Annotated in this window: 12 protein-coding genes; 10 read left to right on the top strand and 2 right to left on the bottom strand. The window is 70.8% G+C overall.

Annotated features, from left to right (window positions below; translation table 11 throughout):
- The first annotated feature begins 24 nt into the window (after positions 1-24).
- The 10 genes from J5Y09_RS03850 (at position 25) to J5Y09_RS03805 (ending at position 15,497) form a co-directional block, all read left to right on the top strand.
- Complete coding sequence (locus tag J5Y09_RS03850) at positions 25-3,399, top strand: transglutaminase family protein (RefSeq protein ID WP_209350413.1); 3,375 nt, start codon at positions 25-27, stop codon at positions 3,397-3,399.
- A complete protein-coding gene (locus J5Y09_RS03845) occupies positions 3,392-5,863 on the top strand; it encodes a circularly permuted type 2 ATP-grasp protein (RefSeq protein WP_209350412.1) in 2,472 nt (823 codons plus the stop codon). The genes J5Y09_RS03850 and J5Y09_RS03845 overlap by 8 nt, the downstream gene beginning before the upstream one ends.
- Positions 5,860-6,735: a transglutaminase family protein gene (locus J5Y09_RS03840; protein ID WP_209350411.1), complete on the top strand. Its 876-nt coding sequence runs from the start codon at positions 5,860-5,862 to the stop codon at positions 6,733-6,735. Before J5Y09_RS03845 ends, J5Y09_RS03840 begins: the two co-directional genes overlap by 4 nt.
- Before the next feature lie 100 nt (positions 6,736-6,835).
- Complete coding sequence (locus J5Y09_RS03835) at positions 6,836-8,455, top strand: amidohydrolase (protein WP_209350410.1); 1,620 nt, start codon at positions 6,836-6,838, stop codon at positions 8,453-8,455.
- Positions 8,449-9,390, top strand: a complete 942-nt coding sequence (locus tag J5Y09_RS03830) for an ABC transporter permease (RefSeq protein ID WP_209350409.1) — start codon at positions 8,449-8,451, stop codon at positions 9,388-9,390. Before J5Y09_RS03835 ends, J5Y09_RS03830 begins: the two co-directional genes overlap by 7 nt.
- Positions 9,387-10,262: an ABC transporter permease gene (locus J5Y09_RS03825; RefSeq protein WP_209350408.1), complete on the top strand. Its 876-nt coding sequence runs from the start codon at positions 9,387-9,389 to the stop codon at positions 10,260-10,262. Before J5Y09_RS03830 ends, J5Y09_RS03825 begins: the two co-directional genes overlap by 4 nt.
- Positions 10,263-10,279: 17 nt before the next feature.
- The gene (locus tag J5Y09_RS03820; protein ID WP_209350407.1) at positions 10,280-11,878 is read left to right on the top strand and encodes an ABC transporter substrate-binding protein; all 1,599 of its coding nucleotides are present in this window, start codon (positions 10,280-10,282) and stop codon (positions 11,876-11,878) included.
- A gap of 12 nt (positions 11,879-11,890) precedes the next feature.
- Positions 11,891-13,324, top strand: a complete 1,434-nt coding sequence (locus J5Y09_RS03815) for an amidohydrolase family protein (RefSeq protein ID WP_209350406.1) — start codon at positions 11,891-11,893, stop codon at positions 13,322-13,324.
- Positions 13,325-13,443: 119 nt separating this feature from the next.
- A complete protein-coding gene (locus tag J5Y09_RS03810) occupies positions 13,444-14,430 on the top strand; it encodes an ABC transporter ATP-binding protein (protein ID WP_209350405.1) in 987 nt (328 codons plus the stop codon).
- On the top strand, positions 14,427-15,497 hold the full coding sequence (locus J5Y09_RS03805) for an ABC transporter ATP-binding protein (RefSeq protein WP_209350404.1): 1,071 nt from the start codon (positions 14,427-14,429) through the stop codon (positions 15,495-15,497). The genes J5Y09_RS03810 and J5Y09_RS03805 overlap by 4 nt, the downstream gene beginning before the upstream one ends.
- Before the next feature lie 6 nt (positions 15,498-15,503).
- Here J5Y09_RS03805 and J5Y09_RS03800 read toward each other — a convergent pair whose 3' ends face one another.
- Together J5Y09_RS03800 and J5Y09_RS03795 are read right to left on the bottom strand one after the other, a co-directional pair.
- Positions 15,504-16,277: an SDR family NAD(P)-dependent oxidoreductase gene (locus J5Y09_RS03800; RefSeq protein ID WP_209350403.1), complete on the bottom strand. Its 774-nt coding sequence runs from the start codon at positions 16,275-16,277 to the stop codon at positions 15,504-15,506.
- Between the two features lie 117 nt (positions 16,278-16,394).
- Positions 16,395-17,462: a ketopantoate reductase family protein gene (locus J5Y09_RS03795; RefSeq protein WP_209350402.1), complete on the bottom strand. Its 1,068-nt coding sequence runs from the start codon at positions 17,460-17,462 to the stop codon at positions 16,395-16,397.
- Between the last annotated feature and the right edge of the window lies 1 nt (position 17,463).

Genomic DNA, 17,463 nt, shown 5'->3' with positions numbered 1-17,463 from the left:
ACCTTCACTGTTCCAGGCCCGGCCATGTCCATCCACGTCGCCCTGACGCACCGCACGACCTATCGCTATGCGCGGCCCGCAAGCCTCGGCCCGCAGACCGTCCGGCTGCGCCCGGCGCCGCACAGCCGGACGCCGGTGCTGTCCTATGCGCTCAAGATCGAGCCGAAGCCCCATTTCCTGAACTGGCAGCAGGACCCGCAGGGGAATTTCCTCGCCCGCATCGTCTTCCCCGAGCGGGTGACGCATTTCGACGTCACGGTCGACCTCGTCGCCGACATGGCGACGATCAACCCCTTCGACTTCTTCCTCGAGCCCGAGGCCGAGACCTGGCCCTTCGCCTATGATCCGGGGCTCGAGCAGGAACTGGCGCCTTTCCGCCGGATCGATCCCTCCGGCCCGCTGCTCGAGGGCCTGCTCGCGGAGGTTCCGCGCGACGAACAGCGCACCGTTGACATGCTGGTGGCCATCAACCAGCTGGTGCAGCGCCGCATCGCCTATGTCGTGCGCATGGAGCCCGGCGTCTGGTCACCCGACCGCACGCTCGAGGAAGGGCGCGGGTCCTGCCGCGATTCCGCCTGGCTGCTGGTGCAGCTGCTGCGGCGCCTGGGTTTCGCGGCCCGCTTCGTCTCGGGCTACCTGATCCAGCTGGTGGCCGACCAGAAGCCGATCGACGGCCCGGAAGGGCCGAGCGCCGACTTCACCGACCTGCACGCCTGGGCGGAGGTCTACCTGCCCGGCGCCGGCTGGATCGGCCTCGACGCCACCTCCGGCCTCATGACGGGGGAGGGTCACATCCCGCTGGCCGCGACGCCGGAGCCCCAATCGGCGGCGCCGATCTCGGGCGGGCTCGAGAAGGTCGAGACCGAATTCGCCTTCGAGATGCATGTCACGCGCATCCGCGAGACGCCGCGCGTGACCAAGCCCTACACCCCGGCGCAGTGGCAGGCGATCCGCACCGCCGGCGAGGAGGTTGACCGCAAGCTCAAGGCGCTCGGCCTGCGGCTGACCATGGGCGGCGAGCCGACTTTCGTCGCGGCGTCGGACCGCGACGCGCCGGAATGGAACATCGACGCGCTCGGCCCGACCAAGCGCGCCTATGCGGGGCGGCTGCTGCGCCGGCTCATGGCGCTGTGGTCCCCCGGCGCGGCGCTGCAGCTCGCCATGGGCAAGCAGTATCCGGGCGAGCAACTGCCGCGCTGGGCGCTCTATTCGCATTGGCGCGCGGATGGGGAGCCGGTCTGGAAGGACCCCGCGCTGCTCGCCTCCGACGATGACCGCGACGATGCCACCGCCGCCGACGCCATGCGCTTCGCGCGGACGCTGGCCGAACGCCTGCAGGTCGATCCTGGCCTCGTGCAGGGGGCGCATGAGGACATCCACTACTACCTGTGGCGCGAACAACGGCTGCCGGCGAACGTGGTCGCCGAGGACAGCCGCCTGGCCGATGCGCTGGAGCGCGCGCGCCTCGCCAAGGTGTTCGGCCAGGGACTTTCGGCCGAGGTCGGCGCCGTGCTGCCGCTGCGTCGGGTCATGCAGGACGGCGCGCGGCGCTGGCAATCCGGCCGCTGGTTCCTGCGCGGCGACCACCTGTTCCTGATCCCCGGCGACAGTCCGGTCGGCCTGCGCCTGCCGCTCGCCAGCCTGCCCTGGATGAGCGAGGAGGATGCGCGCCGCGTCGCCGAGCACGAGGCCGATCCCTTCGCCTGGCGCGACGACCTGCCGCCGCATGCCGCGCTGATGGCGCAGCGCGCGCTGCGCGCGCAGATGGCCCCCGAGAGCCTGTCCCAGCGCGCCCTGATGCGGCCGCGCCCCGGCGAGGGCACGACCAGCGGCATCGAGGATTTCCGTCCCCAGCCGCAGGAACTGCCGGTGGTCGGCGCCTCCGACCCCGGCGTGGTGCGGACCGCGCTGGCGGTCGAGGCGCGGGAGGGGAAGATCCACGTCTTCTACCCGCCGCTGTTCGGCGTCGAGGATTGGCTCGACCTGACCGCCGCGGTCGAGGCGACCGCCGCCGAGACCGGACGCAAGGTGGTGCTGGAAGGCTACCTGCCGCCGTCCGATCCGCGGCTGCTGCATTTCTCCGTCACGCCCGACCCCGGCGTCATCGAGGTGAACATCCATCCGGCCAATGGCTGGGATGAGGTGGTGGAGCGCACCGAGCAACTCTACGAGGCCGCGCGCCAGGAAGGGCTGGCGGCCGAGAAGTTCATGACGGATGGCTGCCATGTCGGCACCGGCGGCGGCAACCATGTGGTGATGGGCGGCGCGACGCCGGCCGAGAGCCCCTTCCTGCGCCGGCCTGACCTGCTCAAGTCCCTGGTCGGCTTCTGGCACAACCATCCGAGCCTGTCCTACCTGTTCAGCGGCCTGTTCATCGGGCCCACCAGCCAGCATCCGCGCGTGGACGAGGCGCGGATGGACGCGATCCATGAGCTGGAGATCGCCTTCTCCAAGGTCCGGCCCTGGCAGGAGACGCCGCCCTGGATGACCGACCGTCTGTTCCGCAACATCCTCGCGGACATGACGGGCAACACGCACCGCACCGAGTTCTGCATCGACAAGATGTACGATTCGGGCAGCGCGAGCGGCCGGCGTGGCCTGGTCGAGTTCCGCGCCTTCGAGATGCCGCCGCATGCCGAGATGTCGGCCGCGCAGATGCTGCTGATGCGCGCCGCCGTCGCGGCCTTCTGGGAACGGCCCTATGAACGGCGGCTGGTGCGCTGGGGCACGCGGTTGAACGACCAGTTCATGTTGCCGCATTTCTGCGAGCAGGATTTCGCCGACGCGATCGAGGAGCTGCGCCAGCTCGGCGCGCCGCTCGACCCCGACTGGTTCGCGACGCATTTCGCCTTCCGCTTTCCGCTGATCGGGGAAGTCGCGGTGCGTGACGTTCAGCTGGAACTGCGCCACGCGCTGGAACCCTGGCACGTGCTGGCCGAGGAGAACGCCGCCGGCGGCACCGCGCGCTACGTGGACAGCAGCGCGGAGCGCGTGCAGGCGCGCGTTCAGAACTGGGTGGCGGACCGCCACATGCTCGCGGTCAACGGCGTCGGCGTGCCGCTCAGCGCCACCGAGCGGGCGGGGGAATTCGTCGCGGGCGTCCGCTTCAAGGCCTGGAACCCGCCATCCTCGCTGCATCCGACGATCCGGCCGCAGACGCCGCTGGTGCTCGATGTGTTCGACCGCTGGACGGGTCGCAGCCTCGGCGGGATGACCTATCACGTCGCCCATCCGGGCGGGCGCAGCTACGACCGCTATCCCGTGAACGCGAACGAGGCCGAGGCGCGGCGGCGTTCGCGCGTCTTTCCCTTCGGCCACACGCCGGGCCGCATGGCGCCGCCGGAGCCGCAGCGGGGCCTCGAGACGCCGATCACGCTCGACCTCAGACGCCATGCCTGACGCGCCCGAGCCGCTGGACGAGATGGTGGATGGCCGCGGCGGCGTCAGGCCGCATTGGCGGCACATGCTCGGCATCCTCGGCGGCATGGGGGAGGGTGTGCTCGCCGAGCGTGCGCGCCGGCTCGACCGCGCCTTCGAGGATGAAGGCATGGCGGGTGTCCTGCCCGGCGCGCGCAGGGAAGCGGCATGGCGTTGCGACCCGCTGCCGCTCGTGCTGCCGGCGGCTGAATTCGCGGCGCTGGAGGCCGGCATCGCGCAACGGGCACGGCTGCTCGAAGCGATGCTCGGCGACCTGTACGGCCCGCAGGCGCTGCTTGTCGAAGGGTTGGTGCCGCCCGAACTCGTCTTCCCGAACCCGGCCTTCATGCGCCCCTGCCGTCGGGAAGGCATGGCGCCGGCCGCGCCCATGCTGCACCTGTACGCCGCCGACCTGCTGCGCGGCCCGGACGGGCAGTGGCGCGTGCTGGCGGACCGCACCACGGCACCGGCCGGCCTGGGCATGGCGCGGGAGAACCGCCGCCTGCTGGGCCGCGTCATGCCGGAAGCCTTCCGCGGGGCGCAGGTGCGCTCGATGCGCCCGTTCTTCGACGTGTGGCAGGACGCGCTGCAGCGCCTTGCGCCGCCCGAGCGCAGCGACCCGGCGATCGCGCTGCTGACGCGCGGCACGCATCACCCGCGCTGGTTCGAGGACATGCTGCTCTCGCGCGAGCTCTCCTGCGCGCTGGTCGAATGCGGCGATCTCTCGGTGCGCGGCGGCGCGCTGCACCTCAAGACGCTGCAGGGCCTGCAGCGGGTGGACGTGCTGCTCTCCCGCCTCGAGGGCACGGCGCTCGACCCGCTCGAGACCGCGGAGGCCGGCACTTCGGGCGTGCCAGGCCTGCTGGATGCGGCGCGCGGCGGGGCGGTGCGCATCCTGAACGCGCCCGGCGCCGGCCTTGCCGAGGCCCCGGCGCTGGCCGCCTTCCTGCCAAGCCTGGCGCAGAGGCTGCTGGGGGAGGCGTTGCTGCTGCCATCGGTGGAGACGCTTTGGCTAGGCGATCCCGCCGCCCGCGCGCGCGTCGCGCAGGAAGAAGGCTGGCGGGTTCGCAGCGCGACGGATGGCGCGGCGCCGGCGCCGCTGCCGCTCGATGCCTGGGCGCATGCGATCTCGGCCGAAAGCCGCCCCGGCGCGCATGCCGCGACGCGCCTGCCGGTCGCGTCCCTGGTGCCTTGCGTGGTCGGCGACGTGCTGGAGCCGCGCCCGCTCGCGCTCCGCGTCTTCGCGATCTTCGACGGTGCGGGATGGCGGGTGCTGCCGGGCGGCCTCGCGCGCATCGGCGATGCCGAGAGCCTCGGCGGCGCGCTGCCCACGCGCGGCCTGTCGAAGGATGTCTGGGTGCTGGCGGAGGAGGGTGAGGACATCATCGGCCCCGCCGCGATGCAGTTCCCGCCGCTGCCGATCCGCCGCCAGTCCGGCGCGCTGCCCTCCCGCGTCGCGGACAACCTCTTCTGGCTCGGCCGCTACACGGAGCGGCTGGAGCGGGCGGCGCGGCTCGTGCGCGCGACGCAGGCGCGCATCTCCCGCGGCGTGGTCCTGCCGCGCGAAGCGGCGGAGGTCGCGGCCCTCGCCCGCTGTCTCGCCCAGGCCGGCTTCGCCGGCGCGGAGGAGGCGCTGGGGTCCGCCGCCGCGCAGTCGCTGCCCGGGATCATCGCCGCCGAGATGCGCGAAGGCGGCACCATGCCCGCGCTCGCCGACCGCATCGCGACGCTGACGGCGATGGTGCGGGACCGGCTGACCGCCGACATGCACGCCACCTTCACCCTGACGCTCCGCACCGCGCGCGCCGAGATGGCGCAGGCGGGGGACGGGCTGGAGGCGATCAGCCGCGCCATGATCTCCGTGCTGCGCTTCGCAACCGCCGTCGCGGGCGTGGCGGCCGAGAGCATGGTGCGCGGCGGCGCCTGGCTGTTCCTCGACCTCGGCCGGCGGATCGAGCGCGCGCAGGCGATCGCGCATGAGGTCGGCTTCGCGCTGGACCAGCCGCCGGGACGGATCGAGGGCGGGCTGCGGCTGATCCTCGAGCTTTGCGACAGCGTCATCACCTATCGCAGCCGCTACCTCACCATCCTGCAGCCGGCGCCTGCGCTCGACCTGGTGCTGGCGGATGACAGCAACCCGCGTGCGCTCGCCTTCCAGTTGGGCGCGATCCGCCGGGGCCTCGCGGAGGTGGCGGGCACCGAGGACCGCGCCCTGCCGGAGGAAGCCGCGGCGTTGCTGGCCGAGGTGGATGCGCTGATGGCGCATGTGCTGGCGAGCCCCGACCAGGCGGTGGCAGCCGCCGGGCTGCCGCCGCGGCTGGAGGACATGGCCGGGCGCATCGCCGCGCTGTCCGACGCCGTGACGCGGCGCTACTTCGCGCTGCTGCCGGCGGCGCAGACGCTCGGCATCGAGGGGGCCGCACCCGCGCTCAGGGGGGCGGCGTGATCTATCGCCTGCGGCATGTGACCACCTATGCCTATGCGAACGCCGTCGACCTCGCGGCGCATCTGCTGCTGCTGACGCCGCGCGCCCTGCCGCACCAGCGCGTCAGCGGCACCGCGCTGCATGTCACGCCGACCCCGTCGCACATGACGGCGGCCCCCGACCATTTCGGCAATCGCGCGACGCGCGTCTTCCTCGACGTGCCGCATGCGCGCTTCGAGGTGATCGCCGAGGCGCTGGTCGAGGTGCGCTTCCCCGATCCGCCGGCGCCGGCCGAGACCCCGCCATGGGAAGCCGTGCGCGACGCCGCGCGCCTGTTGCCGGCCGCGGAATTCGTCTTCCCGAGCGTGCTGGCGCCGAGGGTTTCGGCGGCGACGGGCTATGCCGCCGCATCCTTCGCCCCGCGCCGGCCGGTGCTGGCGGGTCTGCTCGAACTCATGTCGCGCATCCGGCGGGACTTCACCTACCAGTCCGGCGTGACGGGCCCGCACACCCAGGTGGCGGAGGTGCTGGAAGGACGCGTCGGCGTCTGCCAGGACTTCGCGCATGTGATGATCAGCGGGCTGCGGGGCCTCGGCCTGCCGGCACGCTACGTTTCGGGCTATGTGCGCACGCGGCCACCGCCGGGCGGGGTGGCGCGGCGCGGCGCCGACCAGTCGCATGCCTGGGTCGAGGCGTGGCTCGGGCCGGGGCTCGGCTGGGTCGGGCTCGACCCCACCAACGACATCGTCGTGCGCGACGAGCATGTGGTGCTCGCCTGGGGGCGCGACTTCGGCGATGTCAGCCCGCTGCGCGGCGTGATCCTCGGCGGTGGCGAGCACGGGCTCTGGGTCGGCGTCGATCTCGAGGAAGCGGACGGCCCGGTGCCCGCCTGAGGGCAGGACTGCCCGCATGCATGGCATGGCATGCGCGCATCGGCGCATCCGGGTCGCGCGGCGGGTTGACGGGGCGCCGCCACGCCGTGACAGTTTCGCCATGTCCGCCGATCTCCTGCTTTCGGGCGGCCGCATCTTCCGCGGCCTTGCGCATGGCTTCACCGATGCGCTGGCGGTCAGGAATGGCCGCGTGGTGGCGCTCGGCGCCGATGCGCTGGACGCGGCGGGGCAGGGCACGCGCCGCGTGGACCTTGGCGGCCGCGTCGCGATCCCTGCCTTCAACGAAGCGCATATGCACCTGCTGCCCTACGGGCTCGGACTGTCGCAGGTGAACCTGCGCGCCGAGGAGGTCCGCACGCTGGACGAGGTGCTGCGCCGGATCGGCACGGCGGCGCAGGCTGCGCCCAAGGGTGCCTGGATCCTCGGCCGCGGCTACGACCATGCCGAACTGGATGTCGGGCGGCATCCGCTCGCGTCGGAACTCGACCGTGCCGCGCCGGACAATCCCGTCGCCATCGTGCGCACCTGCGGGCACATGGCGGTGGCGAACACGATGGCCATGCACCTGGGCGGCGTCGGGCACAACACGCCGGACCCCGAGGGCGGCGTGATCGAGCGCAAGGGCGGGCAGCTTACCGGGCTGTTCCAGGAACGCGCCATGCGCCTCGTGCGCGACGTCATCCCGCCGCCGGACGAGGCGAGGATGGTCGGGGCGATCGAGGCGGCCTGCACGCATCTCGCCTCGCTGGGCTTCGCATCGGCCACCGACATGAATGTCGGCATGACGGCGGGCATGGCCGAGGTCGATGCCTATGAGGTCGCGAAGGCGACGGGCCGGCTGCCGCTGCGCATGTGGCAGGTGCTCGCCGGCAATCCGGAGGGCATCGCGCGGGACGCCTGGGCACGCGGCATGCGCCCGATGGATGGCGACGACACGCTGCGCTGGGGGGCGATCAAGGTCTTCGCCGATGGCAGCGCGGGCGGGCTGACGGCGGCCTTCTTCGAGCCCTACCTCGCGAGCGCGGGCGGCGGCACGGGCGTCTTCACCTTCCCGGACGAGACGATCCACGCGCTGCTGAAGCTGTATCACGAGCAGGGCTGGCAGCTCGACATCCACGCGATCGGCGATGCGGCGATCGAGCAGGTTCTGCTCGGGATGGAAGCCGCGGACAGCGCGGCGCATCCCTTCGCGGGGCGGCGCCACCGGATCGAGCATTGCGGCTTCGTCACGCGCGACCAGCGGCGGCGGATGAAGGCACGCGGCATCCTGCCCGTGCCGCAGCCGGTCTTCATGTACGAGTTCGGCGACCTGTACGTCAGGAACCTCGGGCGGGAACGGTCCGAGCACGCCTATCCGATGAAGACCTGGCTCGACGAAGGGCATCATCCCGCCGCCTCGTCCGATTGCCCGGTCTCGACCGTCGATCCCTTCGTGAACCTGTTCACCATGCTGACGCGGAAGACGAACCGCGGCACCGTGATGGGCCCCGAGGAAGCGCTGACGGCCGAGGAGGCCGTGCATTGCTACACCTGGTGCGGCGCCTACACGCAGTTCGCCGAGGACCGGCGCGGCACGCTGGAGCCCGGGATGCAGGCGGACATCGCGGTGCTGTCGCGGGACATCTTCGCCATCACGCCGGATGAGGTGCTCCGCACCGAGGCCGACCTGACGCTGCGCGAGGGCGAGCCCATCTTCGACCGCCATGGTGCGCTGTGCTGAGGCACGCGCTCCATCGCCTGCTGCTCGCCGTGCCGGTCATGTTCGGCGTGATCCTGATCGGGTTCCTGCTGATGCAGGTGGTCCCGACGGACCCGGCCACGGTGCGCGCCGGCCCGACCGCCACGCCGGACGTCATTGCAGCGATCCGCGCCGACCTTGGCCTGGATGAGCCGCTGCACGTGCAGTTCGGCCTGTACATGTGGCGGCTGCTGCAGGGCGACCTCGGCGCCTCCATCATCAACAACGTGCCGGTGAGCCAGGAACTGGCGGCCACGATCGGGCCGACGCTCGAACTGATGGCGGCGAGCCTGGTGTGGTCGATCCCGCTCGGCATCCTGATGGGCACGCTGGCGGGGTATTGGCGCGGCTCGGTGATCGACCGGCTGATAATGGCGCTGTCGGTCGCGGGCGTGTCCGTGCCGGTCTTCTTCCTTGGTCTCGTGCTGATCTGGTTCGTCGGCTTCCAGTGGCAGTTGCTGCCCTTCACCGGGCGCGGCGGGCCCTTGTGGACGATGGATGGCATCCGCTCGATCATCCTACCGGCGGTGACACTCGGCGGCGTCTTCGTCGGCCCCGTGGCGCGCATGACGCGCACGGCCGTGCTGGACGTGCTCTCGGCGGACCATGTGCGCACGGCGCGCGCCAAGGGGCTGACGGAGCGGCTCGTCGTGCTCCGCCACGCGCTGCGCAACGCGCTGGTGCCGGTGGTGACGCTGATCGGGCTGCAGATCGGCTTCCTGCTGGGTGGCGCGGTGGTGACGGAGACGGTGTTCTCCTGGCCCGGCGTCGGGCGGCTGGCGGTCGGCGCGATCCTGTCGAGCGACTTTCCCATGGCCCAGGGGACGATCATCGTCCTCTCGCTCGGCTTCATCGTGGTGAACCTGACGGTGGACATGCTCTACGCGGCGCTCGACCCCCGGGTGCGCGGCGCATGAGCGCCGCGAGCGAGACGAGCGAGCCACTCGCCCCGCCGCGACCGGGGATCCTGGTTCGGCTGCTGCGGGAACCGGCGGCGGCCTTCTCCCTCATCCTGGTCGTGCTGATCATCGCCGCGGCGATCCTCGCCCCCTGGCTCGCGCCGACGGATCCCTACGACAACGACCTCAGTCTCGCGATGCAGCCGCCGGGCAGCGAGGGGCTTCCGCTCGGCGCCGATGCGCAGGGGAGGGACATGGTGACGCGGCTGCTCTACGGGCTGCGCGTGTCGCTGATGATGGGGCTCGCGGCCGTGGCCCTGGGCGGGTCCTTCGGCGCGCTGCTGGGCTTCCTGGCGGCCTTCTACGAACGCTGGCTCGGCGGGCCGATCATGCGGCTGGTCGACATGCTGCTGTCCTTCCCGGCCATCCTGGTGGGACTTGCCATCGCGGCGATCTTCGGGCCGGGGATCTTCTCGGTGGTTCTCGCCCTTTCGGTCGCGACGGTGCCGCTGATGGCGCGCATCGTCCGCGGCAGCGCGCTGGTGGTCATGCGGCTTGATTTCATCGAGGCGGCGCGCGCGACGGGCATGACGGATGCGCGGCTGATCTGGCGGCATCTCGCGCCGAACTGCCTGTCGGCCATCTTCGTCTTCGCGACGCTGCGCTTCGGGCAGGTGATCCTGCTGGGTTCGGCGCTGTCCTTCCTCGGGCTCGGGGCGCAGCCGCCGACGCCGGAACTCGGTGCCATGGCGAGCGAGGGGCGCAACTTCCTGTTCTTCGCGCCGCACATCGCCGTGGTGCCCTGCATCCTGATCTTCATCGTCGTGCTCGCCTTCAACGTCCTCGGGGACGCCTTGCGGGACGCGCTCGACCCCAGGCTTCGCGTATGAACGGGAGAACCGGAACCATGAGGAAGATGCTCGCGGCCGCGCTGCTGGCGCTGGCCGGGACGCTGCCGGCGGCCGTTGCCCTGGCCCAGGCCGCCAATCCGCGCAACACGCTGGTCGTGCTGCGGGAGATCGATTCCGACAACTACGACCCGCCGCGCTCGACTGCGCGCTCGGCGGGCGAGGTCGTGTACATGATGAGCGACACGCTCGTCGCGCTCGACTTCGACATGACGACGATCCGCCCGCTGCTCGCCGAGCGGTGGGAGGTGAGCCCGGACGGCAAGACCTACACATTCCACCTCCGCCGCGACGTGACCTTCTGCGACGGCCGCCCGCTGACGGCGGACGACGTGGTCTATTCCATCAACCGCTGGATCGACCCCGCGACGCGCAGCCCGGTCCGCTGGCGCGCGGGTCCCGTGCGGGAAATCAGGGCGCGCGATTCCCACACGGTCGAGTACGAGCTGAACGAGCCCTTCGGCGAACTGCTCTATCAGCTGACGCTCTTCTTCGCCTCCATCGTCGACCGCCACACGGTCGAACGGCTCGGGCAGAATTTCGGGGTACAGGGATTCAACGGCACCGGGCCCTTCTGCTGGGTGTCCTGGACGCCGCGGCAGGAACTCGTGCTGCAGCGCCACCCGAACTACCGCTGGGGCCCGACGGGGATGTACCAGAACCCGACCCCGCAGGTGGACCGCGTGGTCTGGCGCATCGCGCCGGAGAGCCAGACGCGCCTCGCCGCCCTTCAGACGGGGCAGGGGGACGTGACGCAGTACATCCCGGCGATCGCGGTGCAGACGCTGCAGCGCACGCCGAATGTGCGGATGTCCCAGCAGGCAAACTACTTCTGGGACCATTTCATGGGCTTCAAGGTGGACAAGCCCGTGGTGAACGACCCGCAGGTGCGCCGCGCCATCAACATGGCGGTGAACCGGGATGCGCTGGTGCGGGCGACCTGGTTCGGCACGGCTGTGCCGGCGGACGCCTACCTCAACCCGGCGACGACGGGCTTCGATGCCGAGGCCGCGCGCCTGGTGCCACGCTTCGACCCGGACGGCGCCCGCCGCGTGCTGGATGAAGCCGGCTGGCGGATGGGCCCGGATGGCATCCGCGTGAAGGACGGGCAGCGCGCCACCTTCCTCGTCTACGGGCTGCAGACCCAGGCGGCGCAGCAGTACCTCCAGGCCGTGCAGGCGGATCTTCGCCGCGTCGGGCTCGAGATGCGCATCCAGCTCTGGGATGCGACGGTGGGCTGGGGGCGGCTCGCGACGCAGGAATTCGACGCCTTCGTCATGTCCTACCCCTACGTGACCGCGACGGACGCCTTCTCTCTGTACTTCAACAGCGCCAACCGCCCGACGCCGAACCGGATGAACTGGTCAGACCCGGCGACGGACGCCGCGCTGCGGGAAGCGCAGACGGCGGTCGATCCCGCCGTGCGCGCCGCCGCCATCGCGCGAGCCCAGCGCATCATCGCCGAGGCCAATGTCTGGCTGCCCGTGGCGCGGGAGCAGCTCTGGGTAGCTTCGTCCCAGCGGGTGGAAGGCGTGCGCGCGCACGGCATCTACGGCGTAGCCCTCTACAAGGGCCTCGATATCCGGCTGACGCGGTAAGGAGAGAGCGCCATGGCCATCACCCTCATCAAGAACGCGGAACTCGTCGTCGGCTGGGATGCGACGGCGAAGTCCCACAGCTACATGCCCGACACGGATGTCGCCTTCGACGGCGGCACCATCACCTTCCTCGGCCGGGGCTACGAAGGCGCGGCCGAGACGGTGATCGAAGGGCGCGGGCTGATGGTCATGCCCGGCCTCGTGAACATTCATTCCCACCCGTCGAGCGAGCCGCTGAACAAGGGCTTCCTGGACGAGATCGGCTCGCCCGGCCTGTATAATTCGTCGCTCTACGAATACATGCCGATCTTCCGGGCGGATGCGGATGCGGTGCCGCATTGCGTGCGCGTGGCGCTGTCCGAACTGCTCCTGTCGGGGGTGACGACGCTTGCCGACCTGTCCATGGCGCATCCGGGATGGCTCGACCTGCTGGCGGAAGCGGGCATGCGCGTCTGCATCGCGCCGATGTTCCGCTCGGCGCGCTGGTTCACGAAGAACGGCCATGTCGTCGAGTACGAATGGGACGAGAAGGCCGGCGAGAAGGCGATGGAGGAAGCCCTCCGCCTGATCGAGCGCGCCGAGCAGCACGAATGCGGCCGCCTGTTCGGCATGGTGGTGCCGGCGCAGATCGATACCTGCTCCGCCGGCCTGCTGAAGGACAGCCACGCGGAAGCGGCCAAGCGCGGCCTGTCCTGGCAGATCCACGCCGCCCAGTCGGTGGTGGAGTTCCACGAGATCACGCGCCGGCACGGCACGACGCCGATCGGCTGGCTCGATTCCATGGGGCTGCTCGGGGAACGCAGCATCATCGGGCATGGCATCTTCCTCGACGACCATCCGTCCACGCGCTGGCACACCGAGACCGACCTCCAGCGCCTGGCGGAAACCGGCACGACCGTCGCGCATTGCCCGACGGTCTTCGCCCGGCGGGGGATCGCGATGAAGGATCTCGGCCGCTACATCCGCAGCGGCGTGAACATGGGGATCGGGACGGACACCTATCCGCACAACATGCTGGATGAGATGCGCCTTGCCGCGCATATCGCGCGAACCCAGGCGGGCAATCCGCGCACGCTGCGCACGACCGACCTGTTCAACGCGGCGACGATCGGGGGCGCGATGGCGCTCGGGCGCGACGACATCGGGCGGCTCGCGGTTGGCTGCAAGGCCGATTTCTCGCTGGTGGACATCACCCATCCGATGATCCGCCCGGCCTATGACCCGATCCGCAGCCTGATCTATTCCGCCGGCGACCGCGCGCTGAAGGCGGTCTATGTCGATGGCGCGAAGGTGGTCGAGGACGGCGAGGTCCTGACCATGGACTACCGCCAGGCGGCCGAGCACCTGCATGAAGCGCAGAAGCGCGTGGCCGCCGGCGTGCAGCAGCGGGACTGGGCGCATCGCTCGCCGGAGAAGATCGCCCCGCCGACCTTCCACTGGTCGTGAGCATCGCAATGCTGCAGACCGGGCGCCGCGCCCTGGCGCCCATTATCGGTTTCCAAAGGCCCTTCGGCCTTTGGTGGGGTGGTCCGGAGGGGCAAGGCCCCTCCGGAACCGCATAGCCGATGTCCGACGACCTTCTCCGCATCGAAGGCCTGCGCACCGTCTTCCGCACCCATGGCGGGGAGATCGCCGCGGTGGACGGCGTCGATCTCTCCGTCCCGCGTGGCCGCACCCTCGGCATCGTCGGCGAGTCCGGCTGCGGCAAGTCGGTGCTCTCGCTGTCCGTCATGCGTCTCGTCGCCCATCCCGGGCGCGTCGCCGCGGGGCGCGTGCTGCTGGAAGGCCGCGACCTGCTGTCGCTTTCCAATGCCGGGATGCGCGACGTCCGCGGCAGCCAGGTCGCGATGATCTTCCAGGAGCCGATGACCAGCCTGAACCCGGTGCACACGGTCGGCTTCCAGATCACCGAGGCGATGCGCGCCCACGATCCGCGCGCCTCGAATGCGGAACTCCGCAACCGCGCGATCGAAGCCCTGACCCGCGTGCGCATCCCCGCGCCCGAGCGGCGCTTCGAGGAATACCCCCACCAGCTCTCCGGCGGCATGCGCCAGCGCGTGATGATCGCGATGGCGCTGGCCTGCAGCCCGAAGCTGCTGATCGCGGACGAGCCGACGACGGCGCTCGACGTAACGGTGCAGGCGCAGATCCTCGATCTCCTGCGCGACCTGCAGCAGGAGACAGGGATGTCCATCATCCTCATCACCCATGATCTCGGCGTGGTGGCGGAAATGGCGGACGAGGTCGCCGTGATGTATGCCGGCCGCGTGGTCGAGCGCGGCGCGGCGGGCGCGATCTTCGCCGACCCGATGCACCCCTATACGCTCGGGCTTCTCGGCTCGATCCCGCGCCTGGACGAGGAAAGGGAGCAGTTGCTCGCGATCGAGGGCAGCGTCCCGCCACCCTTCGCCCTGCCGAAGGGGTGCCGCTTCCATCCGCGCTGCCCCTTCGCGGCGGAGGCCTGCCGCGCCGAGCCGCCGCCGCTGCGGGAGATCGCGCCCGGCCACGCCGCCGCGTGCATTCGCGCGCCGGTGGAGGCCTTCGCGTCGTGAGCGAACCGCTGCTCGAAGTGACCGGCCTCGCCAAGCACTACCCCGTCAGGAAGAGCCTGATCCTGGCGAAGCAGGTCGGGACCGTGCGCGCCGTGGATGGCGTCTCCTTCTCGCTCGATCGCGGGGAGACGCTGGCCCTCGTCGGTGAATCCGGCTGCGGCAAGTCCACCACCGCGCGGCTCGTGCTGCGGCTGATCGAACCCAGCGCGGGCAGCATCCGCTTCGAGGGCAAGGACGTGACACGCATCGGCGGAGGCGCGCTGCGCGCGATGCGGCGCCGGATGCAGATCGTCTTCCAGGATCCCTATGCCAGCCTCAATCCGCGGCTGACCGTCGCCGAGACCATCATCGAGCCGATGCAGGTGCATGGCATCGGCACCGCAGCGTCCCGCCGCGCGCGCGTGGCGGAACTGCTCTCCCTGGTCGGACTGCGCGCCTTCCATGCCGACCGCTACCCGCATGAATTCTCGGGCGGGCAACGGCAGCGCATCGGCATCGCGCGGGCGCTGTCGGTGCAGCCAGATCTTGTCGTGTGCGACGAACCGGTTTCCGCGCTTGATGTCTCGATTCAGGCGCAGGTGGTGAACCTGCTGAAGGACCTGCAGCGGCGGCTTGGCCTGTCCTACCTGTTCATCGCGCATGACCTGGCCGTGGTGAAGCACGTCGCGGACCGCGTGGCGGTGATGTATCTCGGGCAGATCGTCGAGACGGGGCCGAAGCGGGACCTGTTCGCCGCGCCGCGGCATCCCTACACGCGCGCGCTGCTCGCGGCGATCCCGCATCCGGATCCGCAGCGGCGCGGGCAGGTGAAGCCGCTCGGCGGGGACGTACCGTCGCCGATGAATCCGCCGCCCGGCTGCCGCTTCCACACGCGCTGTCCCTTCGCGCAGGACCGCTGCCGGACCGAGGCGCCGGCCCTTCGCAGCCTCGCACCCGGCCACGAGGCCGCCTGCCACTTCACGGAATCCCTGCCGCCCGCAGGCCTCGACTTCAGCGGCGGCCTGTCCGAAGCCGCGACGCGGCGGCTAGCCCTGTACGCCGAAGCCAAGGCCCGGAACGCGGCCTGAGGCGCCTCAGGGCTGCATGTGGCTGCCGCCATCCTCCAGCCAGTTCTGGCCCGTGATGAAGGACGCCGCGTCGGAGAGCAGGAAGCAGATCAGCGGCGCCACCTCGGCCGGCACCGCCACGCGGCCCAGCGGAATGCGGGCGAGCGTCTGCTCCCGGAAACGATCGGACCGGATCGTCTCCGTCATCGGCGTCTCCACCGTGCCGAAGCCCACGCTGTTCACGCGGATGCCGTAGCGCGCCCATTCGCGCGCCGCCGTCATGGTGATGCCGTAGAGCCCGGCCTTCGCCGCCGAATAGTTTACCTGCCCAATCGACCCGCGCTTGCCCGCGGTGGAGGAGATGTTGACGATCGCCCCCGGCGCAGCCTCGCCCTTGCGCGCGCGCGCGATCATGTGCCGCCCGACCGCCTGCTGCATCAGGTGGCAGGCCGTCAGGTTCACGTCGATCACCGCCTGCCACTGCGGCAGCGTCATCTTCTCGATCATCGCCGGGCGCGTGATGCCGGCATTGTTCACCAGGCCATGCACCGCGCCGAAGCGCGCGACGGCGTCATCCACGATGCGCGCGCAGAAGGCCTCGTCCGTCACGTCGCCCATCAGCGCCAGAGTCCGCTCGCCGGCCAGGGCGGTGGAGACGGCGGCGAAGGTCTCGGGATTGCGTTCCACCATCACCAGGTTGGCGCCGAGCTCGAGCGCGAGTTCGGAGATGGCGCGGCCGATGCCCTGGCCGGTGCCGGTGACGATGACGGTACGGCCGGTCAGGGCCATCGGGTTGCGCATGCGGTCCTCCCTTTGTTGGCGAAGGGCGGCGGAGGGCAAGTTCCCCCACGCCCCCTCCCGTTTTTTCTCAAAGAAGGTTGAGGGGGGTGAAGGGGGGAGAAGTTCTCTTCTCCCCCCTCAATTCAACCGCAGCCCCCGGATCAACTCCGGCGAAGGTTTCGCCTCACCCCGTTCCACGCGCTTGACGATCTCGGTCAGCGCCGCGTTGGCGCGCGCCTCGATCCCGACCTCCTTGCCCTTCGCCACGACGAAGCCGTTCAGGAACTCGATCTCGGTGCGGCGCCCCTTCACCATGTCCTGGCCCATGGAGGCGCGATGCGCGCCGCCGCCGGGCTTCTGCGTATCCGCCAGCCGCTGCGCGTCATAGGCCGCGCGCGCCTCGGCATCGCCCTCGCCCGCGCGGGCGATGATCTCGGCATCGAGGTGCAGGATCTCCTCGAGGTCGTAGCCCAGCGCCTGGCCGACGCGGATCGCCTCGCTTCCCAGCCGTGCGGCGAAGGCGCGGATCGCGTCGTCCGCCGTCGCTTCCTTCGCGACCAGGCCCGTGGCCGCGGCGATGCCGTTGCCCATCACATTCGCGACCAGCTTCGACCAGCGTTCGCCCCAGAGGTTCGACGTGGTCAGGGCGGAATCCGACAGGGCGAGAAGGGAGGTGATGAACTCGGCGCGCGGGGAGATACGCCCATGCGGCTCGCCCACGCGATAGACGGTGTGCGACGCGCCGGACTTGCCCGCGGCGCGCTTCACCAGCCCCGGCCCCGTGAGTTCCACCGTGATCAGCGACGCGATGGCGCCCAGCACCCGGCCCCAGCCGACGATGCCGGCTATGGCTTCCTCGTTGATGCAGTTCTGCAGGGAGACGACGTAGCCGCCCGGCGAGAGGTACTGCGCGATCATCGTCGTCGCCCAGGCCGTGTCGTAGGACTTCATGCAGACGAAGGCGATGTCGACCGGGCGTTCCTTGGCGAAGGACTGCAGCTCGGTGATGTGGATCGCGCGCACCGGCACGGTGAATTCCGGCACGTCCTTCAGATGCGCGATGGTCAGCCCCTTCGCGCGCATCGCCTCCACATGCTCCGGCCAGGGGTCGATGAAGGTCACGTCGTGGCCGGCCTGGGCGATGTAGGCCCCGGCATAGCCGCCGACCGCGCCGGCGCCGACGATGGCGATGCGTGGCTTGTCCATG

It is taken from the genome of Roseomonas nitratireducens (genome assembly GCF_017813355.1).
In the GTDB taxonomy this organism is placed as follows: Bacteria; Pseudomonadota; Alphaproteobacteria; order Acetobacterales; family Acetobacteraceae; genus Neoroseomonas; species Neoroseomonas nitratireducens.
This window is presented reverse-complemented; position numbering and strand designations above follow the sequence as displayed.

Excerpts from the sequence above, each read along its gene's own strand:
- J5Y09_RS03795 (WP_209350402.1), bottom strand. The coding sequence starts at position 17,462 with ATGGACAAGCCACGCATCGCCATCGTCGGCGCCGGCGCGGTCGGCGGC.
- J5Y09_RS03800 (WP_209350403.1), bottom strand. The coding sequence starts at position 16,277 with ATGCGCAACCCGATGGCCCTGACCGGCCGTACCGTCATCGTCACCGGC.
- J5Y09_RS03810 (WP_209350405.1), top strand. The coding sequence starts at position 13,444 with ATGTCCGACGACCTTCTCCGCATCGAAGGCCTGCGCACCGTCTTCCGC.
- J5Y09_RS03815 (WP_209350406.1), top strand. The coding sequence starts at position 11,891 with ATGGCCATCACCCTCATCAAGAACGCGGAACTCGTCGTCGGCTGGGAT.
- J5Y09_RS03820 (WP_209350407.1), top strand. The coding sequence starts at position 10,280 with ATGAGGAAGATGCTCGCGGCCGCGCTGCTGGCGCTGGCCGGGACGCTG.
- J5Y09_RS03835 (WP_209350410.1), top strand. The coding sequence starts at position 6,836 with ATGTCCGCCGATCTCCTGCTTTCGGGCGGCCGCATCTTCCGCGGCCTT.
- J5Y09_RS03825 (WP_209350408.1), top strand. The coding sequence starts at position 9,387 with ATGAGCGCCGCGAGCGAGACGAGCGAGCCACTCGCCCCGCCGCGACCG.
- J5Y09_RS03850 (WP_209350413.1), top strand. The coding sequence starts at position 25 with ATGTCCATCCACGTCGCCCTGACGCACCGCACGACCTATCGCTATGCG.
- J5Y09_RS03845 (WP_209350412.1), top strand. The coding sequence starts at position 3,392 with ATGCCTGACGCGCCCGAGCCGCTGGACGAGATGGTGGATGGCCGCGGC.